General features: G+C 70.2%; 19 protein-coding genes, 1 tRNA gene and 2 pseudogenes. 13 read left to right on the top strand and 9 right to left on the bottom strand.

Translation table 11 applies throughout. The features are described 5' to 3' along the window. Nucleotides 1-46 precede the first annotated feature (46 nt). The 3 genes from pyk to IPK37_18265 all read left to right on the top strand — a co-directional run bounded on the left by pyk (nt 47) and on the right by IPK37_18265 (nt 2,608). The gene (gene pyk / locus IPK37_18275; protein ID QQS00708.1) at nt 47-1,465 is read left to right on the top strand and encodes a pyruvate kinase; all 1,419 of its coding nucleotides are present in this window, start codon (nt 47-49) and stop codon (nt 1,463-1,465) included. Nucleotides 1,466-1,635: 170 nt separating this feature from the next. Next, a tRNA-Leu gene (locus IPK37_18270) sits at nt 1,636-1,718 on the top strand. 218 nt (nt 1,719-1,936) lie between these two features. Then, nucleotides 1,937-2,608 carry a response regulator gene (locus tag IPK37_18265; protein QQS00707.1) on the top strand — a complete coding sequence of 224 codons (672 nt, stop codon included), beginning with the start codon at nt 1,937-1,939 and terminating at the stop codon, nt 2,606-2,608. Nucleotides 2,609-2,827: 219 nt separating this feature from the next. On the opposite strand, the gene IPK37_18260 is transcribed toward IPK37_18265, so the two are convergent. Continuing rightward, nucleotides 2,828-3,601, bottom strand: coding sequence for a DUF554 domain-containing protein (locus tag IPK37_18260; protein ID QQS00706.1), 774 nt, complete (start codon nt 3,599-3,601; stop codon nt 2,828-2,830). A gap of 10 nt (nt 3,602-3,611) precedes the next feature. Then, nucleotides 3,612-4,070 (bottom strand): hotdog fold thioesterase, encoded by a 459-nt coding sequence (locus IPK37_18255; protein QQS03001.1) that lies wholly within the window; start codon nt 4,068-4,070, stop codon nt 3,612-3,614. A 200-nt stretch (nt 4,071-4,270) separates the two neighbouring features. On the opposite strand from IPK37_18255, the gene polA reads away from it, so the two are divergent. The 3 genes from polA (at nt 4,271) to IPK37_18240 (ending at nt 7,886) form a co-directional block, all read left to right on the top strand. After that, a complete protein-coding gene (gene polA / locus IPK37_18250) occupies nt 4,271-6,961 on the top strand; it encodes a DNA polymerase I (protein QQS00705.1) in 2,691 nt (896 codons plus the stop codon). Between the two features lie 203 nt (nt 6,962-7,164). Continuing rightward, nucleotides 7,165-7,389 carry an antitoxin gene (locus tag IPK37_18245; protein ID QQS03000.1) on the top strand — a complete coding sequence of 75 codons (225 nt, stop codon included), beginning with the start codon at nt 7,165-7,167 and terminating at the stop codon, nt 7,387-7,389. Continuing rightward, nucleotides 7,380-7,886: a PIN domain-containing protein gene (locus IPK37_18240; GenBank protein ID QQS00704.1), complete on the top strand. Its 507-nt coding sequence runs from the start codon at nt 7,380-7,382 to the stop codon at nt 7,884-7,886. Before IPK37_18245 ends, IPK37_18240 begins: the two co-directional genes overlap by 10 nt. Here IPK37_18240 and IPK37_18235 read toward each other — a convergent pair. Both IPK37_18235 and IPK37_18230 read right to left on the bottom strand, forming a co-directional pair. After that, nucleotides 7,862-8,644 carry an ATP-binding protein gene (locus IPK37_18235; GenBank protein QQS00703.1) on the bottom strand — a complete coding sequence of 261 codons (783 nt, stop codon included), beginning with the start codon at nt 8,642-8,644 and terminating at the stop codon, nt 7,862-7,864. The genes IPK37_18240 and IPK37_18235 overlap by 25 nt on opposite strands. Then, a pseudogene (locus IPK37_18230) lies at nt 8,641-10,184 on the bottom strand (IS21 family transposase). Before IPK37_18230 ends, IPK37_18235 begins: the two are co-directional and overlap by 4 nt. A 332-nt stretch (nt 10,185-10,516) precedes the next feature. On the opposite strand from IPK37_18230, the gene IPK37_18225 reads away from it, so the two are divergent. After that, complete coding sequence (locus IPK37_18225; protein ID QQS00702.1) at nt 10,517-10,951, top strand: ASCH domain-containing protein; 435 nt, start codon at nt 10,517-10,519, stop codon at nt 10,949-10,951. 346 nt (nt 10,952-11,297) lie between these two features. On the opposite strand, the gene IPK37_18220 is transcribed toward IPK37_18225, so the two are convergent. Further along, on the bottom strand, nt 11,298-11,888 hold the full coding sequence (locus tag IPK37_18220) for an SDR family oxidoreductase (GenBank protein ID QQS02999.1): 591 nt from the start codon (nt 11,886-11,888) through the stop codon (nt 11,298-11,300). Nucleotides 11,889-12,138: 250 nt separating this feature from the next. Between IPK37_18220 and IPK37_18215 the strand changes: the two genes are divergently transcribed. Further along, complete coding sequence (locus IPK37_18215; GenBank protein ID QQS00701.1) at nt 12,139-12,633, top strand: winged helix-turn-helix transcriptional regulator; 495 nt, start codon at nt 12,139-12,141, stop codon at nt 12,631-12,633. Here IPK37_18215 and IPK37_18210 read toward each other — a convergent pair. After that, nucleotides 12,588-13,301, bottom strand: coding sequence for an ABATE domain-containing protein (locus tag IPK37_18210; protein ID QQS00700.1), 714 nt, complete (start codon nt 13,299-13,301; stop codon nt 12,588-12,590). The two genes, IPK37_18215 and IPK37_18210, sit on opposite strands and share 46 nt — an antisense overlap. Nucleotides 13,302-13,375: 74 nt before the next feature. Between IPK37_18210 and IPK37_18205 the strand changes: the two are divergent. Continuing rightward, nucleotides 13,376-13,988, top strand: a pseudogene (locus tag IPK37_18205) (class I SAM-dependent methyltransferase). Nucleotides 13,989-14,353: 365 nt separating this feature from the next. On the opposite strand, the gene IPK37_18200 reads toward IPK37_18205, so the two are convergent. The 3 genes from IPK37_18200 to IPK37_18190 all read right to left on the bottom strand — a co-directional run bounded on the left by IPK37_18200 (nt 14,354) and on the right by IPK37_18190 (nt 17,475). Next, the gene (locus tag IPK37_18200) at nt 14,354-15,379 is read right to left on the bottom strand and encodes an alpha/beta hydrolase (protein ID QQS00699.1); all 1,026 of its coding nucleotides are present in this window, start codon (nt 15,377-15,379) and stop codon (nt 14,354-14,356) included. A gap of 159 nt (nt 15,380-15,538) precedes the next feature. Continuing rightward, a complete protein-coding gene (locus tag IPK37_18195) occupies nt 15,539-16,273 on the bottom strand; it encodes a hypothetical protein (protein QQS00698.1) in 735 nt (244 codons plus the stop codon). A 299-nt stretch (nt 16,274-16,572) separates the two neighbouring features. Next, a complete protein-coding gene (locus IPK37_18190) occupies nt 16,573-17,475 on the bottom strand; it encodes a class I SAM-dependent methyltransferase (GenBank protein ID QQS00697.1) in 903 nt (300 codons plus the stop codon). Between the two features lie 265 nt (nt 17,476-17,740). Between IPK37_18190 and rpsA the strand changes: the two genes are divergently transcribed. From rpsA to ugpC, 4 genes are all read left to right on the top strand, one after another. Then, nucleotides 17,741-19,204, top strand: a complete 1,464-nt coding sequence (rpsA, locus tag IPK37_18185) for a 30S ribosomal protein S1 (GenBank protein ID QQS00696.1) — start codon at nt 17,741-17,743, stop codon at nt 19,202-19,204. A 393-nt stretch (nt 19,205-19,597) separates the two neighbouring features. Beyond that, nucleotides 19,598-20,362: a sugar ABC transporter permease gene (locus IPK37_18180; GenBank protein ID QQS02998.1), complete on the top strand. Its 765-nt coding sequence runs from the start codon at nt 19,598-19,600 to the stop codon at nt 20,360-20,362. Beyond that, complete coding sequence (locus tag IPK37_18175) at nt 20,359-21,213, top strand: carbohydrate ABC transporter permease (GenBank protein ID QQS00695.1); 855 nt, start codon at nt 20,359-20,361, stop codon at nt 21,211-21,213. Before IPK37_18180 ends, IPK37_18175 begins: the two co-directional genes overlap by 4 nt. 39 nt (nt 21,214-21,252) lie before the next feature. After that, nucleotides 21,253-22,389, top strand: a complete 1,137-nt coding sequence (gene ugpC / locus IPK37_18170) for a sn-glycerol-3-phosphate ABC transporter ATP-binding protein UgpC (protein QQS00694.1) — start codon at nt 21,253-21,255, stop codon at nt 22,387-22,389. The last annotated feature ends 47 nt before the right edge of the window (nt 22,390-22,436 follow it).

The following is a 22,436-nucleotide window of genomic DNA, read 5'->3' as shown; positions in this document are numbered from 1 at the left end:
CCGAGCCTGTCGGGGGCGCCGATCCGGCGCCCGTAGAATCGAATCCATGCGCCGCGCCAAGATCGTCTGCACCATCGGCCCCGCGGTTGACGACCCGGTGAAGATCCGTGCCCTGGTCGACGCGGGCATGGACGTGGCCCGGATCAACCGCTCGCACGGCTCGTTCGAGGACGCCGAGCGGCACATCGCCATGGTCCGCGAGGCCGCCGAGGCCGCCGGGCGTCAGGTGGGAGTGCTGGTCGACCTTCAGGGGCCGAAGATCCGCACCGGCCGGTTCGCCACCGGGCCGGTCCTGCTCAACGACGGGGACCGGTTCACGATCACCATCGACGACGTGGACGGCGACAAGGACCGGGTCTCCACCACGTTCAAGGGCCTGCCGGGTGACGTGCGCCCCGGCGACACGCTGCTCGTCGACGACGGCAAGATCTGCCTGCGCGCCGTCGAGGTGACCCCGACCGATGTCGTCACCGAGGTCACCGAGGGCGGCACCATCTCCAACAACAAGGGCATCAACCTGCCCGGCGTACCGGTGAGCGTCCCCGCCCTGTCCGACAAGGACGAGGAGGACCTGCGCTGGGCGCTGCGCATGGGGGCCGACTGGATCGCGCTGTCGTTCGTGCGCGACGCCCGCGACGTCATCCGGTGCCACGAGATCATGGAGGACGAGGACGTCCGCCGCCCGATTCTCGCGAAGGTGGAGAAGCCGCAGGCGGTCGCCAACCTGGCCGAGATCATCCGGGCCTTCGACGGGATCATGGTGGCGCGCGGCGACCTGGGCGTCGAGATGCCCCTCGAAGAGGTGCCGCTGGTCCAGAAGCAGGCGATCGAGCTGGCCCGTCGGGAGGCCAAGCCCGTCATCGTGGCCACCCAGGTGCTGGAGTCGATGATCGACAACAGCCGCCCCACCCGGGCGGAGGCCAGCGACTGCGCCAACGCCGTGCTCGACGGCACGGACGCGCTGATGCTGTCGGGGGAGACGAGCGTCGGCGCCTGGCCGATCCAGGCGGTCCGCACGATGGCCCGCATTATCGAGAACACGGAGGACCACGGTCTGGCCCGGATCCCCCCGCTGGGCACCGAACCCTCCACCGTCGGCGGCGCCGTCACCGCGGCGGCCGCGCGGATCGGGCACGCGCTGCAGGCGAAGTACCTGGTGTGCTTCAGCTCCTCCGGCGACTCCGCCCGGCGGATGTCCCGGGTGCGGTCCGAGCTGCCGATGCTCGCCTTCACCAACGACCCGCAGACCGCGCGGCGGCTGACGCTGACCTGGGGGACGCGGGCGTTCGTCGTCCCCAAGTTCCGGCACATGTCGACGATGGTCGAGGCCGTCGACCAAGCCCTCCTCTCCGAGGGCGTCGTCACCGACGGGGACGTCCTCGTCGTGGTGGCAGGCCGACCGTACGGCGTGAGCGGCACCACCAACTCGCTGCGCGTGCACGTCGTGGGCAGTCTCGACAGCTGAGGCTCGACCGCTTCCGGGGATTCCCAGTTTGTTCGCCGGGCCGGGCCGGCCCTGGCGTGGCAGGGGCGGACTGGGTTCGGAGCGGTTCGGCGTGTGGGTCGGCCGGACGGTGCGGCGGGGCCGGCCGCGCAGCACGTATGATGGTCCGCGCCTGGGCAACTGGGTCACCCGCCGGGGTGGTGGAATGGCAGACACGGGGCACTCAAAATGCTCTGACCGCAAGGTCGTGCGGGTTCAAGTCCCGCTCCCGGCACCGTAGTCCGGCAGCACAGTCAGCCATCCGCGGAGCACGCTACGGCCGCGTAGACGCGCGCCGGTCCCATTCCGGCGTCCGGTGCCCTCTGGGCGGCCACCGGCGCCACCCTCCGATGTCGGTCCGTTGGTTCGGATCCCGTTGCCGCTCGCTGGAATTCAGCGTACGTCCAGGATCCGCCTCACGTGCGGTCAGGATCGAGGTCCTAAGATGTGCGGGTGACCATCAAGCCCACGGCCCCGGTACCAGCCCCGCCCCCGTCCCGTCCGCAGGTCCTCGAATCCGCCGCTGAGGACGCCGGCCGGGATGGCGTCCGCGTGGTCGTGGCCGAGGACGAGGCCCTGATCCGCCTCGACCTGGCCGAGATGCTGGCCGACAGCGGCTACGACGTAGTCGGCCAAGCCAGCGACGGCGAGCAGGCCGTGGACCTTGCCCGCGAGCACCGCCCCGACCTGGTGATCCTCGACGTGAAGATGCCCGTCAAGGATGGGATCTCGGCGGCTGAGGTGATCGGCAAGGAGCGCATCGCGCCGTGCGTCATGCTGACCGCGTTCAGCGACCGCGACCTGGTCGAACGGGCCCGCGACGCCGGCGTCATGGCCTACGTGGTCAAGCCCTTCACCATCGACGACCTGCGCCCCGCCATCGACATCGCCCGGTCCCGTTGGGTCGAGCTGCACGCCCTGGAGGCGGAGATCGCCGACCTCGGCGAGCGGCTGGAGACCCGCAAGACGGTCGACCGCGCCAAGGGGATCCTGCAGGAGCAGATGGGACTGACGGAGTCCGAGGCCTTCCGGTGGATCCAGAAGACGGCGATGGACCGCCGGTTGGGAATGCGCGAGGTGGCCCAGCTCGTGATCGACGGCCTGCCCTCGGGCAAGAAGAAGTAGCCCGCCCGCTGGCGACGCGACAGGCAGCTCGCCGCTGCGATTGCCGGCCGAGGAAGCGATGACGAGCTCCCGGTCGGCCTTTATCCGTACGGCGACCGTTCGTGACCTGCGGTTTGGGTGCCATGGCACCAAACGCGCAGGTCGTGAGCGGTCATGGGCCACAGCCGTGCCGAACGAGGCGTTCGGGCACGCCGGCCGGGAGCGGTGATCGGCGCGTCTCTAGCGCGCCACCAGCGTCGTGAGCAGCGGCGCCACCACCAGCGCCGGGAGCATGTCGCCGACCGGGATCTGCCGGATCCGCAGCAGCCGCAGCCCGATGCCGGCGAGGACCAGGCCTCCGGTCGCGGTCAGCGCCGCGATCTGCGCGGCAGGCATGATCGTGCCGAGGAAGATGCCCACGATGGTCAGCGCACCCTGGATGACCAGGACGGACAGCGCCGAGGCGAGCACCCCGATCCCGAACGACGCCGCGAACGCCATCGATGCGAACCCGTCGAGCACCGACTTCACGGCCAGCTTGTCGATGCCACGGCCCAACCCGTCGTCCAGCGAACCCAGGATCGTCAGCGGGCCAACGCAGAACAGCAGGGTCGCCGTCAGCCAGCCCTGGGTGAAGCGGTCGGCCTCGGCCTGCTCGGCGGCGCCCTCCAAGGCGCGACCCCGGCGCCGCGCCGACCAGCGGGCCGCGGCGTCACCCAGGGACTCCAGCCGGTCCTCGATCCGCAGCATCGAGCCGGCGATGCCCCCGATCAGCAGGCTGCCGAGCACGATGAGGACGGGCGCGCCGGTGCGGACGCGCGAGGTCAGCTCCCCGTCCATCACCGACGCCGCCGACAGCGCCGCCATGAGGAGGGTGACCAGGCCGAGGCAGTCGGTCACCAGGTCCCGGGTGCGTTCGGGTAGCCGGTTGCCCACGAGCATGCCGATCAGCGACCCCACGATGACGGTCGCGGCGTTGAGCAGGGTGCCCAGGCCGGGGAAGCCCCCGGTCATCGGTGCGCGCTCATGCGCCCGGCGTGTCCCCACCGACGTCTTGGACGTCGTCGCCGTCGTCGGAGTCCACGACGCCCTCGGGGTCCTGTGCGGGGGCACCCGGCGCGCCCGGCGCGCCCGGGGCGCGATCGATCAGCATGCAGGTCAGCCGCGAGGTGCAGACGCGGCGGTCCTGCTCGTCGACGATGACGATCTCGTACGTCGCGGCGCTCGTGCCGGCGTGCAGCTTCGTCGCGGTGCCGGTCACGGTGCCCGAGCGCACCGCCCGGTGATGCGTGCAGTTGAGCTCGACGCCGACGGCCAGCTTGCCGATGGTGTGGGCGTGGTAAGCGGCCGCGATCGAGCCGACGGTCTCAGCGAGGACCGCGCTGGCGCCGCCGTGCAGCAGGCCGTAGGGCTGCCGATTGGGCTCGACCGGCATCGTCGCCACGGTCTGCTCGGGGCTGGCGTGCGTCACGTCGATGCCCATCCGCCCGACGAGCGTCTCCTCGCGAGGCAGCGTGACGCCGCGCGGCAACGCCGTACTCGATCCGCCGTCCCGGCTGCCCCAGGGCCTCTCGCTCACGCCGTACTCTCCTTTGCCTTTTCGCCGCGCCGATCCGGCGGGCCGGCCCCGGGCGACGTACGGTGTACGTCGCGCTGTCGGGGGTGGGGCCTAGGCTGCCACATGTGAGTCGCCTCCTCCTTCTCGACGGTCACTCCCTGGCGTACCGGGCGTTCTTCGCGCTGCCGGCGGAGAACTTCTCGACCCAGACCGGGCAGGTCACCAATGCGGTGTTCGGGTTCACGTCGATGCTCATCAATGTGCTGCGCGACGAGGAACCGACGCACGTCGGGGTCGCGTTCGACCGGGCGCGGGAGACGTTCCGGACGCAGGAATACGGGGAGTACAAGGCGGGGCGCGCCAGCACCCCGGAGGACTTCCGCGGCCAGGTGGCGTTGATCAAGGAGGTCCTCGACGCGCTGCGGATCAGGCACGTGGACGTCGCGGGATTCGAGGCGGACGACATCATCGCGACGCTGGTGGCGCAGGCGCGGGCGGACGGCATCGCGGATATCCGGATCGGTTCCGGCGACCGCGACACGTTCCAGCTCGTGGACGACTCGACGACGATCATCTACCCGGTGCGCGGCGTCTCCGAGGTGTGGCGGATGGGGCCGGCGCAGATCGAGGAGAAGTACGGCGTGCCGCCGCGGCTCTACAGCGATCTGGCCGCGCTCGTGGGGGAGACCTCGGACAACCTGCCCGGGGTGCCCGGCGTGGGGCCGAAGACGGCGGCGAAGTGGCTGACGACGTACGGCGACCTGACCGGCGTCATCGCGCACGTGGATCAGATCAAGGGCAAGGCCGGGGAGTCGCTGCGGGCGCACGTCGATGCCGTGCTGCGCAACCGGCGGCTCAACCGGCTGGTCGACGATGTCGAGCTGGACGTGTCGATCGAGGACCTGGCGCGGCGGCCGTGGGACCGCGACGAGGTGCATCAGGTCTTCGACGGGCTGGAGTTCCGGGTGCTGCGGGACCGGCTCTTCGCGACGCTGACGACGGCCGAGCCGGAGGCCGAGGCCGGGGTCGCGGTGGACGGCGCCGTGCTGGCGCCGGGTGCGGTGGGGCCGTGGCTGGCCGCGCACGCCGGACCGGGGGTGCGCACCGGGGTGCACGTGGTGGGCACCTGGGCCCGGGGCACCGGCGACGCGGAGGGGGTGGCGCTGGCGGCGGGGGAGGAGGCGGCGTACGTCGACCTGGCGGGGATGTCGATGGCCGACGACGCGGCCTTGGCGGCCTGGCTGGCGGACCCCGAGCGGCCCATGACGCTGCACGACGCGAAGGGCCCGCTGCAGGCGCTGATCGCCCGCGGGTACGCGCCGGTGGGGCTGGTCCACGACACGGCGCTCGCGGCGTACCTGGCCCGCCCGGACCAGCGGTCCTATGACCTGGCCGATCTCACGGTGCGCTACCTCAAGCGGGAGCTGCGGCCCGAGGACGACGCCGCGGCGAGCGGCCAGGGGGTCCTCGACTTCAGCCCCCAAGGCGACGCCGCCGCGCAGGACGCGATGGTCCGCGCCCGGGCGGTGCTGGACCTGTCGGTGGCGCTGGACGAGGAGCTGGCCCGGACCGGGGGCACCGCTCTGCTGGCCGACGTCGAGCTGCCCATCGTGCACATCCTGGGCCGGATGGAGCGGGTCGGGATCTCGGTGGACCGCGACGGGCTGGAGTCGTTGGAGGGGCACTTCGCCGACCAGGTGGCGCAGGCCCAGGCGGATGCGTACGCGGCGATCGGCGACGACACCGTCAACCTCGGTTCGCCCAAGCAGCTCCAGGTGATCCTGTTCGACAAGCTGGGCATGCCGAAGACGAAGCGGACCAAGACGGGGTACACGACCGACGCGGACGCGTTGGCCGACCTCTATGGCAAGACCGAGCACCCGTTCCTGGAGGCGCTGCTGCGGCACCGGGACGCGGCGCGGCTGCGGGTCACGGTCGAGGGGCTGCTGAAGTCGATCGCGGACGACGGGCGCATCCACACGACGTACATGCAGACGATCGCGGCGACCGGGCGCCTGAGCTCGACGGACCCGAACCTGCAGAACATCCCGATCCGCACCGAGGAGGGGCGGCGGATCCGGTCCGCGTTCGTGGTGGGTCGATCGGCGGGGATCGAGTTCGAGTCGCTGATGTCGGCGGACTATTCGCAGATCGAGATGCGGATCATGGCGCACCTGTCCGGCGACGCGGGGCTGATCGAGGCGTACCGCGCCGGCGAGGATCTGCACCGGTTCGTCGGGGCCCGGGTGTGGGAGGTCGACCCGGCCGACGTGACCAGCGCGATGCGCGCCAAGGTGAAGGCGATGAGCTACGGGCTGGCGTACGGGCTGTCGGCGTTCGGCCTGTCCAAGCAGCTGACGATCTCGACGGCCGAGGCGACGGGGCTGATGGAGGCGTATTTCGACCGGTTCGGCGGGGTGCGGGATTACCTGCGGTCGGTCGTCGACGTGGCGCGCAAGCAGGGGTACACGGAGACGATGCTGGGCCGGCGCCGCTATCTGCCGGACCTGACGAGTTCGAACCGGCAGCGCCGGGAGATGGCCGAGCGGATGGCGCTCAATGCGCCGATCCAGGGGTCGGCTGCGGACGTCATGAAGGTAGCGATGCTGGGCGTGGACCGGGCGCTGCGGGGCGAGGGACTCGCGTCGCGGGTGCTGCTGCAGGTGCACGACGAGTTGGTCTTGGAAGTCGCGCCGGGGGAGCGGGAGGCGCTGGAAGCGCTCGTACGCCGGGAGATGGGCGCCGCGGTGCCCCTCGACGTACCGCTGGAGGTCAACGTCGGCGTCGGCCACAGCTGGTTCGACGCGGAGCACTGAAGCGAGGGAACGGCACTCCGGCGAGGCGGGGCGGGACAGGGGTCTCTCAAGCGGGAAAGGCGTCTTTAGCTGGTTCGACCCCTCTCCCGCCCCGTTGGCTGAGTTACGCCAGACAGTCCGCGGCGGCGTGGCGACAGACTCCTGGCCAGCGTGCCATACGGCGTATATCCTGGCTGTATCTACAGGGGATGGAGGACGCCATGGTGATTACCAAGCTGTTCCGAGCCAACCGTACTCAGGCGGTTCGCCTCCCGGCAGAGGTCGCATTTCCCGAGGACGTGGAGGTCAGCATCGTCGTCGAGGGCAACTCACGAGTCATCACCCCGGTGGGCCACACCTGGGACCGGTGGTTCGACGACGTGCGCGCCAACCCCGCTGGCTTTCCCGAGCGGGACCAGCCTCCGATGCAGGAGCGCGAATGGTGGTGATCGCGCCACAGTTTCTCTTGGACTCAAGCGTTCTCATCGAGGCTCTGCGTCGTGCGTCGCCGGACCTGCAGGCCCACTTGGCACGCCACGAGGGACGGTTGGCGACCTCGACCGTAGTGGTCTCCGAGCTCTACTTCGGCGCCGCAAGAGCGAACGATCCCGAGCTGGGCAGGTCACAGGCTGAGCGGCTTCTCGAACTGGTGACGGTGCTGGACCTTGATCGGTCGGCGGCGGATCATGCGGCGCAGATCCGGGCCGACTTGGCGCGGAAGGGCACACCGATCGGCCCCTTTGACGTCCTCATCGCGGGCCACGCCCGGTCCCGCGGGTTGACGGTGGTGACGGCTGTCAAGGGACAGTCGGAACTGCCCAGTGGCGGACATGAAAGCTGCCCGCTGACGGTCACGAGATCTGCCCGGTGGTGGCCACGGGATCTACCCAAGGGGGTTGTGGCCACCACCGACCAGGGTGGTCAGTTCAACGGGCTCACCCCTTGACCGGCGAGTGCTTGGGTGAGCCGGACGCTGTCGCCGCTGGTCTGGCAGACGTGGGCGTGGTGGAGCAGTCGGTCCACCGTGGCGGTGGCCAGCGTCTTGGGCATCAGCTCGTCGAACCCAGAGGGGTGGAGGTTCGAGCTGATCGCGACTGACCGCTTCTCATAGGCGGCGTCGACGAGTCTGTAGAGCCCCTCGGCGGCGTCCGCGGCGACCGGCAGCAGGCCGATGTCATCGACGATGACCAGGTCGGCGCGCAGGACCCGGGCGATGGCCTTGGTGACAGTGTCGTCCGCACGGTGCCTTCGGAGTAGGACGCCGAGGTCTTCCAGGGTGAACCAGGCGACCTTCAACCCGGCCTCGACGGCTTGCTGGCCAAGGGCCTCCAGCAGGAACGTCTTCCCGGTGCCCGACGGGCCGCAGACCACGAGGTTCTCGCGGCGGTGGACCCATTCCAGGGTGCGGAGCGCCTGCTGGGTCGGGACTGGGATCGAGGATGCCTCGGGCTGCCACGCGTCGAAGGTCTTCCCGGTGGGGAAGCCCGCCGACGCTCGCCGGGTGACAAGTGCGGAACGCTCCCGGCCGGCGACCTCCTCGGCGAACAGCGCCTTCAACACCTCGGCGGGCTCCCAGCGTTGGGCTTTCGCGGTTGCGACGACCTCGGGTGCGTGACGACGGATGTGCGGCAGCCGCAACCGGCGCAACAGCTCCTCCAGTTCGGCTGGCAGCGGCGGTGCTGACGCCGTGCTTCTCGTCGTCATCGGGCCACCTCGTTCCCGTCGCGGCCGTCGTGCTGGCCGACCTGTTCACCGAGCCGTGCCCATGCGCTGGTGCCCTGGGTCAGCGAGGAGTCCTCGCTGGCCCGGTGCTCACCGGCTTTCGGTGCTCGGGCGTGGTGGTCCAGGATCGAGGACAGGTCTGCTTCGGCGAACCGGCCGTGCACGGCGGCGTGGCCCAGTGCCCAGTCGACCTCGACGGGGTCGAACAGCTTGGCCAAGCTGAGGGCTTCGGCCATCTTGACGCGCATCCGTGGTGTGCCTGCGGCGGCGGCCTCGATCAGCCACAACCTCGCGCCCTCGCCCAGGTCGAGGAAGTCGGACTCGGCCGGGTTCTTCGCACGGGGCTGGCGGTCCAGTGGCCCGGACGGCTGGGCTGGGAAGTGCTCGTCATCGATCTTCGGGGTGCCGGGTGTGGCCCGGCGGTGGCGGGCGACTTCGAGGGGACCGTCCTGGCCGACGTGGACGATGACGACCCACTCGTCCTCGCCGACACCATGGGCACGGACCCACACCGTCGCACCCAGCAGGGCATGCGGGACCGAGTACTGGCCGGACTCGAACATCACCATCGGTGTGTTGCCCGGCACCACCCGCGTGGTGCCGAACGCGACCGTGTGCGGGGTCATCGGGACCGGGTGCAGCCGGACCCGTTCCTCGGCGAGCATCTCGATCGGTGGCCGACGAGTGACCCGGTGCGCTCGGGTGTTGACCTTCTCGCAGAACTCCACGCACGCCGCCCGAGCTCGGCGAACGAGGCGTACCCCTCGCGCAGGTTGGTGTCCTTGGGGACCAGGTCGGCCTTGCTGATCTTCACCGACGACTCGGTGCCGCCCTTGGACGCCGGATCGGCCGGGACGCAGGTGTGCACGACCATCGAGTAGTGCTCGGCGAACGCCACCAGCTGCGGATTCCGCACCGGAATTCCGGCGATGTGCTCGACCGTGACGGTCTTCTCGTTGTCGGTCAACACATAGGTCGGCACCCCACCCAGCCGCCGGAACGTCACGTCCAGGGCAGCGAACACCGAGGGCATCGTCTTGTCGCGGATCGGCAACACGACCCGGAACCGCGACCAAGCCAGCCAGGCGACGAACAGCACGGTCTTGACGCCGTCGACGACGGGGCCATCGCCGTAGTCGTACTGCAACCACATCCCCGGCTCAGTCACCCAGGGACGGTGCACCCGCACGTGTCCGGCCCGGTAGGACTTCTTGACCTTCGCGACCGCACGGCGGGTGGTGCGCTCCGACCCTCCGTAGCCCAGGGCGAGCAGCTTCTCGTGCGCCACATCGGCACGGACCTTCCCGACCGACCGCTCGACCCACTCCTCGACCTTGGGCAGATACTCATCGATCAACATCGGCCGCACCGCCGCCGCCGGCAACTCCCCGCCGCCAGCACGGCGATCCACGTACCGCTTCACCGTGTGGTGGGAGCAGCCAGCCAGCTCGCCGGCATCGCGCAACGAACCTGTTAGGTCGTAGGCATCCAACATTTCCATGATCTCCTCGGCAGACTTCAACTCATCCCTTCCTCGGGAGCGATAGGGCGCATCAGCACCGCTCATCGCACCCGAGGAAGGGGCCTCAACCGCGCAGGTCGGCGAGGCAGACGACGTCGTGTCGGGCAGATCCCATGACCGTCAGTGGGCAGTTCTCACGTCCGCCAGCGGGCAGCTTCGTGGCCGTCTCCGGGCAGTTTCTCGTGGCCGCCGACAGACGGCGAACCTTCGGGAGTTTCAACGAGTGGACGGCCTGCTGGTCGAGGACTGGACGCGCTGACCGTGCTCCATTGAGGCGCGCGAGGCGACCGAGTGTTCCCGAACATGACGCTCACCCCGACTAGGAGCGGTTCTTGCAGGGGTACCTCGACGGCCTCCCGACCGGCGTGCGTCCCCTGGGGCCGATCAGCGCGGCGTGCCCAGGCAGTCCGCAGATCGCTGACCGACTCCTCGACCTGTATCTGGCAGGCACGAAGACCGCCGGCAGTGGCCTGGTCGAGGATTACCTGACGGCGCGTGACCCCCTTCCAAAGGTCGGCGACCACTGGATCTTCCTGGATTCGGGAGGACGCCCTCGATGCATCCTGCGCACCAGCAGAGTCGAGATGCGCGTGTTCCGGGACGTCCCGGAGCGCATCGCCGTCGCGGAGGGCGAAGGCGATCTCTCCCTCGCGTACTGGAAGCGCGCCCCCGCCGAGCACTACCGACCCCACCTGTCCGAATGGGGCATCGACGACATTGAGGCCGCGACGGTCGTGACCGAGTTCTTCACCCTCGTGCATCGCTGACCGTCATGCCTGCCCGATCGCCCTGCGGCGTCCGTGCTCGTGGGTTCGCACGCTCGTGTGCTGCCGCCGCAGGTACGCCGTACACGTCTCGTCCGCCCGCGCCAGCGGACGGGTACCCGGACAGCCAAGGGTGGCGTCGGGGAGTCCGGCGTCACGGCGACGATCAATACCTCTTCATCGGGACTGTTTGCGCGGTGAGGGCAGGGATTGGTCTTTGCAGGGAACGAGACGACGCGCCCGATCCGGGTCATCGGCGCGCGGCCAGGCTCCGAGCGCGCGGAACGAGGTCTACGGGGCGGTGGGGGTAGCCCCGCCAACGGCGCAGGGTCGTCGGCGGCCCGGCCCGTCAGCCCCCCCATGCCGCCTGTCCGCCGTCCACCTGGAAAACCGCCCTGGTGACAAACGATGAGGCGGGCGAGGCCAGCCATGCGACCGCCTCGGCCACCTCGTTCGGTTGCCCCAGGCGTCCCAGCGGCACGTGGCTGCCAACCTGCTCACGTACGTCGGCAGGTTGCCGCAGGAGCCCTCCGGACTCGATGGGGCCGGGCGCCACGGCGTTGACCCGGACCCCGCGCCCGGCCATGTCGAGAGCGGCACAGCGTGTGAGTCCGATCACGCCATGTTTGGCGGCGGTGTAACCAGACATGCCTGGCGCCGCCCGCAGGTCGGCCGTCGATACGATGTTGACCAGGCTTACGCCGCTGGTCATGGCCTGCAGTTCGGCCCGCATCGCCACGAACGTCGCGCGCAGCGCAGTCGCGATCACGTTGTCGAACTCGGCAACATCCATCGCCGGAAGGGGCGCCGGACGGTGGGCTAGGGCGAAGTTATTGACCGCCACGCTGAGGCCGTCGAGACTCTCGACGAGGTCGCAGACCGCGTCGTCGTCCGTGACGTCGAGGACCGCGACGCGGACCGACCCGCGATCACCGGTCAGCCTGTCCCGGGTGTCCTCGAGGCGATGGCGATGCGAGCCGCGAGCACGAGATCAGCGCCGCGGCAGGCGAGAGCGGTGGCGATAGCCTCGCCGATCCCCCCATGAGCTCCGAGCAGGAGTGCCGTGCCTTTGACAGGGCCGGTCATCTGAGGCGACAGGTCGGTAGGGGGAGGGATCGTCGCGTCCATGTCGTTCATAAAGTGAATGATTCATCTCAAGAATTTTTCTGTCAACGTCGTAGCATTGATTCATGTCAGAGCGTGCTCAGCCTGGACGGATCGCCTACCGGCTCTCCCAGTTGGGCACTGTGGCGACCCGCCAGTTTGCCGGCCTGGTCAAGGACCTCGACCTGACGCCCCCAGAGGCGGGGGTCCTCCGCCTGATCTCCCACAGCCCCGGCATCGGCCAACGCGACTTGGCGGAGCGTCTGGGCGCAGCGCCGAGCCGTGTCGTCGCTCTGCTGGATCAACTGCAGGCCAAGGAACTGGTCGACCGACGCCGGAGCGAGACCGACCGCCGAAGTCATCAGCTGGTCCTGACCGACTCGGGAGAGGAGATGATGCAGCGGTTGACCGCCGTCTCGGCAACTCACGGAGCCCGCACGCTCGCGCCGCTGTCCCAACCCGAGCGTCGTCAGCTGGGCGCCTTGCTGGACAAACTCGCCACGGCGCACGGGATCGAACCTGCCGTTCATCCCGGCTACCGGACCGGGACGCCACCGCGGGTCGAGCCCGAGGACGGGTGACGCGGGTCCTCATCGAGATAGCCGACCGGTGGCCGATCGTCCGAGCCACGTAGCCAACGGGCGGCCGCGTTCCCCCGCGTCACCGGGTGGGATTGCTCGCCGGTCGCTGCACTCGCTTGCGAGCGTCGTCGGCGGTACGCAGCGGCGTTGATGCGGTTGCCGCACTGTTGCATGCCGCACCAGATGCGATTGCCAGCGCGTGAGCGGTCGAGGAAGAGGCGCGTGCAGCCGTCCCGGTGGCATTGACGCACCCGGTGGGCGTCTGGGCCGGTGGCGAGGTCGATGCCGTCGCGGGCCAGAGCACTGAGGATGGCGGCGAGGTCGCCGTACGCCCTCTTCGTCGGTTCGGTGTCGTGCTCGATGGCGAGCTGGATCGTCGGCGGAGCCTGCCGTGCCGCGTTATTGAGCTCAGTGATCGCCTCGGGCGGGAGCGGTGCCGCGGCCGCGAGAGCACAGCCGAGTGAGTAGAGGTCTTCACGAAGCCGACGGACCTCTGCCATTTGGGCTGCCGGGAAGGGCGTGAGGTCTGCGACCAGCCCGGCCGCGCGCGCCCATGCGACGACGTCGGCTGTCGTGCCCAACAGGTCCTTGGGGGTGGCGGTGGAACGAAACATGAGGGTCGCCGCGAAGTCGAGACAGAGTCGATCGCTTCGGAAGCTGAATGTCACGTCACCATCTTGACTGGTGATCCGGTTCCGCACCAGACTGTCACTGTCTTAAGTAGTGACGAAGGAAGGTGCGCATGGACCACGATCGTCAGGTTCTGTTGGCGGAGTTGTACGAGCAGGGCCGAGGCGTCGATGCCGCCGAACCCGACCGGCTGCGACGGCGACGAAATCTCGAACCTGACAGCTCAGCGTTCCTGAGACTCCTCGTTCTCGCGCTACGCCCGGCCCTCGCTCCCGGAACTGGGAACGTCGAACGGGTACTCGACCATCTGGCTCGCGGACGCGTGCTCATTCACCGGCACGCGCCTTCGCACTGTGGACAACGACCCCGGTCGTGCGGCGGAGGCCGCAGCGAACCTCGGCCGAGCCGGGCTTGCCCAGGTCGTGGACCAGCAGGTTGGCGACGCCGCGGAGGTGCTGGCGACGTCGGCGGACGGCTCGTGGTCGATGATCTTCCTCGATGCGGAACGTCCGGCGTACGTCGGGTACTGGCCGCAGCTGCGCCGGGTGCTGTCCCCTGGCGGGCTCCTGGTCGTGGACAACTGCCTCTCCCACGCGGACGAGGTGGCCGAGTTCCGCGACTTGGTCCAGGGCTGCGACGACGTCGAGTCAACGCTCCTAACAGTCGGCGCGGGGCTGCTGTTGATCACGACCGCTGGGCCGCCCGCGCGGCAGACCCCGATGTAAGTCGAGGGCCACGTCGGGCGCGGGTGATCCGCCGGTAAGGTCCCCGTCCCGCAGTCCGTCGTCGACCTGCCGGCACTTGGCTTGTCGGCGCCGGACCCGTGCGGAGTCGCTCCGATCGGAGCGGCGACGTCTCGGGACCGCAAGGGCACCGATCGGAGCGCTGGCGGACGGGTGCCCGGCCTGCCAAGGGGGGCGTCGGGGAGTCAGGTGTCACCGGCGACGATCAATACCCCTCGATCTGCACCGTTTGCGCGGTCTCGGCGGGGTATTGGTCTTTGCGGGGAACGAGACGACGCTCCCGATCCGGATCACCGGTGCACGGCCGGGGTTCTGAGCCGCCCACGCGACGAGGTCCACGGTCGGTATCAGCGGCCGATGGCCCGCGCCAGGTACGACGTGCGGGTCTCATTCGCCAGGCGGCCCAAGCGGGTGTCCGCCGCCATCTCGGCGAAGCCGTGCCAGCCGCCGGGCCAGACGTGCAGCTCCGTGGGTACGCCGGCCTGCAATAGCGCACTGCCGTAGGCCATCACGTCGTCGCGGAACAGGTCCGCCGAGCCCACGTCGAGGTACGTGGGGGGTAGCCCCGCCAACAGCTCGTGGTCGTCGGCGGCCCGGCCCGGAGCGGCGTACACGCTGACCTCCGCCCCGCCGGCCGCCTCGCCTAGGTAAGCGTGCCAGGCGGTGGTGTTGCTGGCCCGGTCCCAGGCCCCGCCTTCGGGGTGCTCGTACGCCGACGGCCGGTGCGCACGGTCATCCAGCATCGCGTCCTGCAGGATCTGGAACGCAGGCCCAGGCACGCCCTCGTCACGGGCCCGCAACGACGCCGCGGCCGCGAGGCAGGCCCCCGCGCTGATCCCGAAGACGCCGAGCCGCGCGGGGTCGATCCCCAGCGGCCCGGCCTGGTCGTGCAGCCACGCCAGCACGGTCATGGCGTCATCGAGCGCCGCGGGGTAGGGATTCTCCGGGGAGAGCCGGTAATCCGGCGAGATCGCGACGATGCCGAGTTGTGCGACCCACCGCGCCAATCCGGGGCTGCCCGAGAACGCATCCCCGGTCACCATCCCGCCGCCGTGGCACGCCAGGACGACCGGCCGCGGTCCTGTCCACGCAGCCGTCGGCCACAGGATGAGGACCGGGATCGAGGGGGCCTCCCCGCGGCCGGGCACGACGCGCTGCTCCGCGCAGACGGCGCCGCCCTGGCTGAGGTCGTCCTCGCTGGGTCGCCACATGGCGTTGAGGGCCCGGAGCCGCCAGACGTCCTCGGCGCGCAGCGGGTGCCCGTCGACGGCGCCGGCTCCGACGAGCGGGGCGAGTTCGGGGTCGTACGGCGGGTGCCGCCGGGACCGCTCACCTCGGCGCGCGGGACCCTGCTCGCTGGCGCCGTACGTCATGCCGCCCATCCTGGCCGGAACCCTTGCGGCCCGCCCACACCGTCCGTCCCGCGGCGATCCGCCCGCCCGCGCCGCGGGTCACCGCTGGACGGTCGGAGCCCACCCCGCGGGCCTGCATGACGGCGAAGGGAGGCGCGGCATGTCGCGGGGACGGCCGCGTCACCCGGCCCACAACGCCGCGAGCGACTCGCGGGGGCGCTCGATCAGCGGGATGTGCCACGCGCCGTCGCGCCCGGCGACTTCGCGCTCCACCATTCCGGGATAGGCGCGGGCCCACGCCAGCCGGGCTGCCGGCACGTCGACGCTGGGGTCGCGCTCCGCGTGCGCGCCGGACAGATAGGTCGTTCGACCCGCGTGGCCCCCCGTGGTCGAGCGTGCCGCCGACCCGACGGCGTGACTGCCGATGAAGTCGGCCTGGCCCATCCGGATCGCCATGGACAGGCCCCGCTCCGCCTTTCGCGCTGCGTCGATCAGCCCGGCATCTGCGCCCTCCTCGGCCGGCGGCTGCGCAGTCACGCTGGTCCCGATGGAGGCGACGACACGCGCGACGGCGCTGCTCAGCGGCCCGCCTCGCCAATGCCGCGCCAGCGCGAACGCGAGCGCGGGCGAGCGCGCGGTGTCGGGCCCGCTGACGGCGCAGTCCAGGACCAGAACCGCGGGGCCGAAAGCAGATCCTGCGGCCGCGTACATATCGGCCAGCTCCGCCGCGACGAGCCCACCCATCGACGCCCCGTAGAAGCGGACCGTGGCCGGCCGCAGCCAGGCGAGCTCGGCGTCCACCAGGGCGGCGGCGGAGCTGGGATCCACCTGACGGTTGCCGTAATCCACCACGATCAGCACCTGACCGGCCTGGAGGTGCGGGCCGAAGGCTCGGGCGAGGACTTCCGCCGACATGCCATATCCCGGGGCGACCACGGCCACCGCCGGACCGGCTGACGACCGGGGGGGGGCGTGGCTCCCTCGGCACGGCCCGGACCGACCACATGCAGCCGGGTCGCGACCAGCTCAGGCCAGCGTTTCCCCAGCATGCCGTCGGCCAGCAGGGCGAGGCTCGTCGCCACCAAGAGCGCCAGCCCGACACGGCACCGCCGTCCCCGGCGTCGGGGCCCGCGCCGCCGGGGCCTACGTCGGCGGGTTTCGGGCGAGGCGGCCGAGGGGACCTGCTCACCGTGAGCGTTGGTGGGCACCGACGCTCACCGCCGGGTCACGAAGATCGCCGTGCCGGGGATGAGCCGGCCGCGCAGCGGCGACCACCCGCCCCACACCGCCTCGTTGCCGGCCGGCCACTCCGGTTCCAGCAGGTCCGTTAGCGTGAACCCCGCGGCGACCAGCTCGCGGACCCGGTCACCCAGGGTTCGGTGGTGCTCCGCGTAGGTCACCGTCTCCCCGCGGCTCTCGACGTACGGCGTCTCGTCGAAGTAGCTGCGCATCACCGTCAGGCCCTCGGGCCCGGGCGCGTCCGGGAACGCCCACCGGATCGGGTGGCTCACCGAGAACACCCAGCGGCCGCCGGGCCGCAGCACTCGCGCCACCTCCCGCATCAGCGCGGCGGAGTCCGCGACGAACGGGACGGCGCCGTACGCCGAGAACGCCAGGTCGAAGCACCCGTCCGCGAAGGGCAGGGCGCACGCGTCGGCCTGCACGTACGCCGGGAGGGCGGGGCACCCAGCAGCCCCGACGGGACCCGGAGCAGCCCCGGCGGGACCGGAACCGCGGCGCAAGCCCTCCTCGATGCGCCGGCCCTGCGCCAGCATGCCGGCCGACAGGTCCACCCCGACCACCCGCGCCCCGGCAGCGGCGGCCCAGCGCGCCCCCTGCCCGCCCCCGCAGCCCACCTCGAGCACGTCGAGCCCGGCCACCTCGCCCAGCAGCCGCGCGTCCGACTCCGGCAGCCCCTCCGGCCCCCACACCAGATCCGCGGCGCCGAGGAAAGCGCCGTGCTCGGCGTGGTACCGCTCCGCATCCACGTCCCACCAGAACCGGTTCCCCGCAACGCTCTCGGGCTGGTCAACCACCCGATAGCCGGCCGTGCGATCGGACCGTTCGGCGTCCTCGTCGGCCCGGCTCGCGACAGGGTCCGCAGCCTCCTCCACCATGTCGCTAGTGTGGCCCGTCGGCGGCTGCGGGCGACTTTGCCCCCGGCCGAGCCGCCGGGTAGGGTAGACGAGCGCATACGCGTGCGCGCGTGTCGCATTCGCGGTCGTGCGGACATCGTCGGGAAAACGGCGCAGCCGTCCCCGGGTCCGACCGGCCGCACTCGTTTGTCCGCTCGTTCGCACCACCCGTGTATGTCCCTGTACGCCGGGACCGGGCCCATGCTCGGCCCCTTGACCATCTGTCCACAATCGGAGCCCCCACTACATGACTGCCAGCCCGGCTATTACCCAGATCGCGATCAACGACGTCGGTTCTGAGGAGGACCTGCTCGCCGCGATCGACGCCACCATCAAGCACTTCAACGACGGCGACATCGTCGAGGGAGTCATCGTCAAGGTCGATCGGGACGAGGTCCTGCTCGACATTGGCTACAAGACGGAGGGCGTCATCCCCTCCCGCGAACTCTCCATCAAGCACGATGTCGATCCGGGCGAGGTCGTCTCCGTCGGCGACGAGGTCGAGGCCTTGGTTCTCCAGAAGGAGGACAAGGAAGGCCGGCTGATCCTGAGCAAGAAGCGGGCTCAATACGAGCGCGCCTGGGGCACGATCGAGAAGATCAAGGAAGAGGACGGGGTCGTCACCGGCACCGTCATCGAGGTCGTCAAGGGTGGCCTCATCCTCGACATCGGCCTGCGCGGCTTCCTGCCGGCGTCCCTGGTCGAGATGCGGCGCGTCCGCGACCTCCAGCCGTACGTCGGCAAGGAGATCGAGGCCAAGATCATCGAGCTGGACAAGAACCGCAACAACGTGGTCCTGTCCCGTCGCGCCTGGCTGGAGCAGACCCAGAGCGAGGTCCGCACGACCTTCCTCAAGGAGCTGCAGAAGGGCCAGGTCCGCTCCGGTGTCGTCTCCAGCATCGTTAACTTCGGTGCGTTCGTGGACCTCGGCGGCGTCGACGGTCTCGTGCACGTCTCCGAGCTGTCCTGGAAGCACATCGACCACCCGAGCGAGGTCGTCGAGGTCGGCCTGGAGGTCACCGTCGAGGTGCTCGACGTGGACATGGACCGCGAGCGCGTCTCCCTGTCGCTGAAGGCGACCCAGGAAGACCCGTGGCAGCACTTCGCCCGCACCCACGCCATCGGCCAGGTCGTGCCGGGCAAGGTCACCAAGCTCGTGCCGTTCGGTGCGTTCGTGCGCGTCGACGACGGCATCGAGGGCTTGGTGCACATCTCCGAGTTGGCCGAGCGCCACGTGGAGCTGCCGGAGCAGGTCGTCACCGTCGGTGCCGACATCTTCGTCAAGGTCATCGACATCGACCTGGAGCGCCGCCGGATCTCGCTGAGCCTGAAGCAGGCCAACGACGCCGCGGTCGCCACGGCCGAGTTCGACCCGACGCTCTACGGCATGGCCGCGGAGTACGACGAGCAGGGCAACTACAAGTACCCCGAGGGCTTCGACCCCGAGACCAACGAGTGGCTCGAGGGCCACGAGGCGGCTCGCGAGAAGTGGGAGAAGCAGTACGCCGAGGCGCACGCCCGCTGGGAGGCCCACCGGGCGCAGGTCGAGGAGGCCGTCAAGGCCGACGCCGAGGCCGGCTCGGGCGGCAGCGGGGACGCGGTCCCCACGTCGTACTCCTCCGGCGGCGGCGACACGGCGGCTCCCGTCGAGGGCACCCTCGCCTCCGACGAGGCGCTGGCCGCGCTGCGGGAGAAGCTCACCGGCAACTGACGACACGCCCGGACGGCAGTCGCCGCCCGAACCGCCCGAAGGCCCCGAATCCCCTGGTGGATCGGGGTCTTCGGCGTTGCCGGAGGCGTGTTGTTCGCATGGCGTTCACCGACTGGCTCGTCAGGTGGGTCCTCGACGCACTAGAAAGCAGGCGTGAGCACCTCCGCACAGCCCCTGACGCCGAGCGGCGCCGGACCAGCCGCACCCGCCGGCCCGGCCGGACCCGGCCCGGCCTCGCCTGCCGAGCGTCCCGTGCCCGTGGGGCCGCCGCCGCGCCGGGCGGGCCGGGAGGTGCGGGAGTGGGGGTTCGCCGCCGCGATCCTGCTGCCCAACCTGATCCTGCTCGTGCTGTTCGTCTACCGGCCGCTGATCGACAACATCCGACTGTCGTTCATGAACTGGAACATCTCGAGCCCCACCGCGACCTTCATCGGGCTGGACAACTATCGAGAGTGGTTCACCGCCGAGGCGACCCGCACCATCGTGAGCAACACGGTGATCTTCACGGTGTGCTCGGTGGCCGGCTCGATGTTGCTGGGGCTGGGGCTCGCGCTCCTGCTCGACCAGAAGCTGCGCGGCCGCAACCTCGTGCGGTCCTTCATGTTCGCGCCCTTCGTCATCTCCGGCGCCGCGATCGGGGTGGCCTTCCAGTTCGTCTTCGACCCGCAGTTCGGGCTCATCAAAGACCTGCTGGCGCGGGTGGGGGTGGCCGCCCCCGACTTCTACCAGCAGCAGGGGTGGGCACTGTTCATGGTCACGCTGACCTACATCTGGAAGAACATGGGCTACAGCTTCGTCATCTACCTCGCCGCGCTGCAGGGTCGGCGCGCCGACCTGGACGAGGCGGCCGAGATCGACGGCGCGAGCGGCTGGACCCACTTCCGCAAGGTGCTCCTGCCGCAGCTGCGGCCCACGACGTTCTTCCTGTCGATCACGGTCCTGCTCAACTCGGTGCAGGTCTTCGACATCATCAACGTGATGACCCGAGGCGGCCCCGTGGGGATCGGCACCACCACGCTGGTGTACCAGGTCTACCAGGAGACCTTCGTCAACTCCCGGGCCGGCTACGGCGCCACGGTCGCGACGATCCTGTTCGTCTGCCTCCTCGTGCTCACCGTCGTCCAGGTCCGCATCATGGATCGGGGGCAGCAGGCATGAGCAGGGCCGCGACCCGGGACCCCAACGAGAAGCCGGTCATCACCAAGGTGCTCGGCTATGCCGCGATGGTCGCGGCCGTGCTCGTCATCGGCGTCCCGCTGTTCTGGATCGTCGTCACGTCGATCAAGCAACGCCAGGACATCTACGTCACACCCGCGATGTATTGGCCCGACCCCGCCATCACCGAGAACTACCGGGTCGTCTTCGGGGACCTCCCGTTCGCGACGTACCTGCGCAATTCGGCGATCATCACGATCATCTTGTCGAGCGTGAAGATCCTGCTCGGGGTGGTCAGCGCCTATGCGTTGGCGTTGTTGCGATTCCCGGGACGAAACCTCGTGTTCCTCGTCGTCATCGCGACGCTCATGGTGCCCACCCAGATCACCCTGATCTCCAACTACGCGCTGGTGGCGCAGCTCGGCTGGCGCAATACCTTCCAGGGCATCATCCTGCCGTTGGCCGGCACCGCCTTCGGCACGTTCCTCATGCGCAACCACTTCCTTTCGCTGCCGACCGAGATCATCGAGGCGGCCCGGATGGACGGCGCGGGCCCGATCAAGTTGTTGCTGCGGGTCGTCTTGCCGCTGTCCTGGCCCACCCTCGTTGCCTTCGCCCTCATCACCGTGGTCAACGAATGGAACGAATACCTGTGGCCTTACCTGATGTCCGATGACGAAAAGACGGCGCCTCTGCCGGTGGGTCTGACCTTCCTGCAGAACAACGACGGCGTCACCAACTGGGGGCCCGTCATGGCGGGGACCATCATCGTCATGGTGCCCGTCCTGATCCTTTTCCTGCTGCTGCAGCGGTACATGATCAAGGGGCTGACCAGCGGCGCCGTCAAGGGCTGACGCCCGCCCCCGACGTACGAACGAAGGAGAATCTCCCCGATGGCCACCGTGACCTTCGCCGGCGCGACCCGCAGGTACGACGCGTCCTCGGCCCCGGCCGTCGACCACCTCGACCTGGACATCGCCGACGGCGAGTTCCTCGTCCTGGTCGGGCCGTCCGGGTGCGGGAAGTCCACCAGTCTGCGGATGCTGGCCGGCCTCGAGCCGGTTGACGAGGGCCACGTCTTCATCGACGGGCACGACATGGCCGGGGTGCGGTCCCGGGACCGGGACGTGGCGATGGTCTTCCAGAGCTACGCGCTCTACCCGAACATGACGGTCCGGGACAACATGGGGTTCGCGCTGCGCAACGCGGGCGTGGGCAAGGCGGACACGGCGCAACGGGTCGCGGAGGCGGCCCGGATCCTGCAGCTCGAGGAGCTGCTGGACCGCAAGCCCGCCAAGCTCTCCGGCGGCCAGCGGCAGCGCGTCGCCATGGGTCGGGCGATCGTGCGCAGCCCCAAGGTGTTCTGCATGGACGAGCCGCTGTCCAACCTCGACGCCAAGCTGCGCGTCTCCACGCGCAGCCAGATCGCCGCCCTGCAGCGGCGCCTGGGGGTCACGACCGTCTACGTCACCCACGATCAGGTCGAGGCCATGACCATGGGGGACCGGGTGGCCGTGCTGCTCGACGGTCGGCTGCAGCAGGTGGCCACCCCTGAGGAGCTCTACGAGCAGCCGGTCAACGCTTTCGTCGCCGCCTTCATCGGGTCGCCGGCGATCACGCTCATCACCGCGCCGGTGCAGGGTGACGCGGCGAACGTGCACGGCCTGGCCGTGCCGCTGCCGACGGACGTCGTGGCGCACCTGGGCGATCCGCAGGGGCCGGGCCGGGACGGGGGGCGACGGGTGCAGGTCGGCGTCCGGCCGGAGGGCTGGGAGGTGGTCTCCGCCGGTACGCCGGGTGCGCTGACACTCGACGTTCAGCTGGTCGAGGCCCTGGGCTCGGAGTCCTTCGTCTACGGCAGCCCCACGGACAGCACCGACGGGGAGGTCGTCGAGGTCCCCCGGATCGCGGTCAAGGTGGACAAGCGCGTCAAGCCGGCCGCCGGCGAGCGCCTGGCCGTGGCGCCGCGCGAGAACGAGCTGTATTTCTTCGACGCCGACACCGGCGCCAGCATTCACCGCCGCGGATGAGCGAGCGGACCACGCCGACCGTCGCGCCGGGCCGCCCGGTCCGAGCC

Origin of the sequence: Austwickia sp. (genome assembly GCA_016699675.1) — a bacterium.
Classification (GTDB): Bacteria; Actinomycetota; Actinomycetes; order Actinomycetales; family Dermatophilaceae; genus Austwickia.
This window is presented reverse-complemented; position numbering and strand designations above follow the sequence as displayed.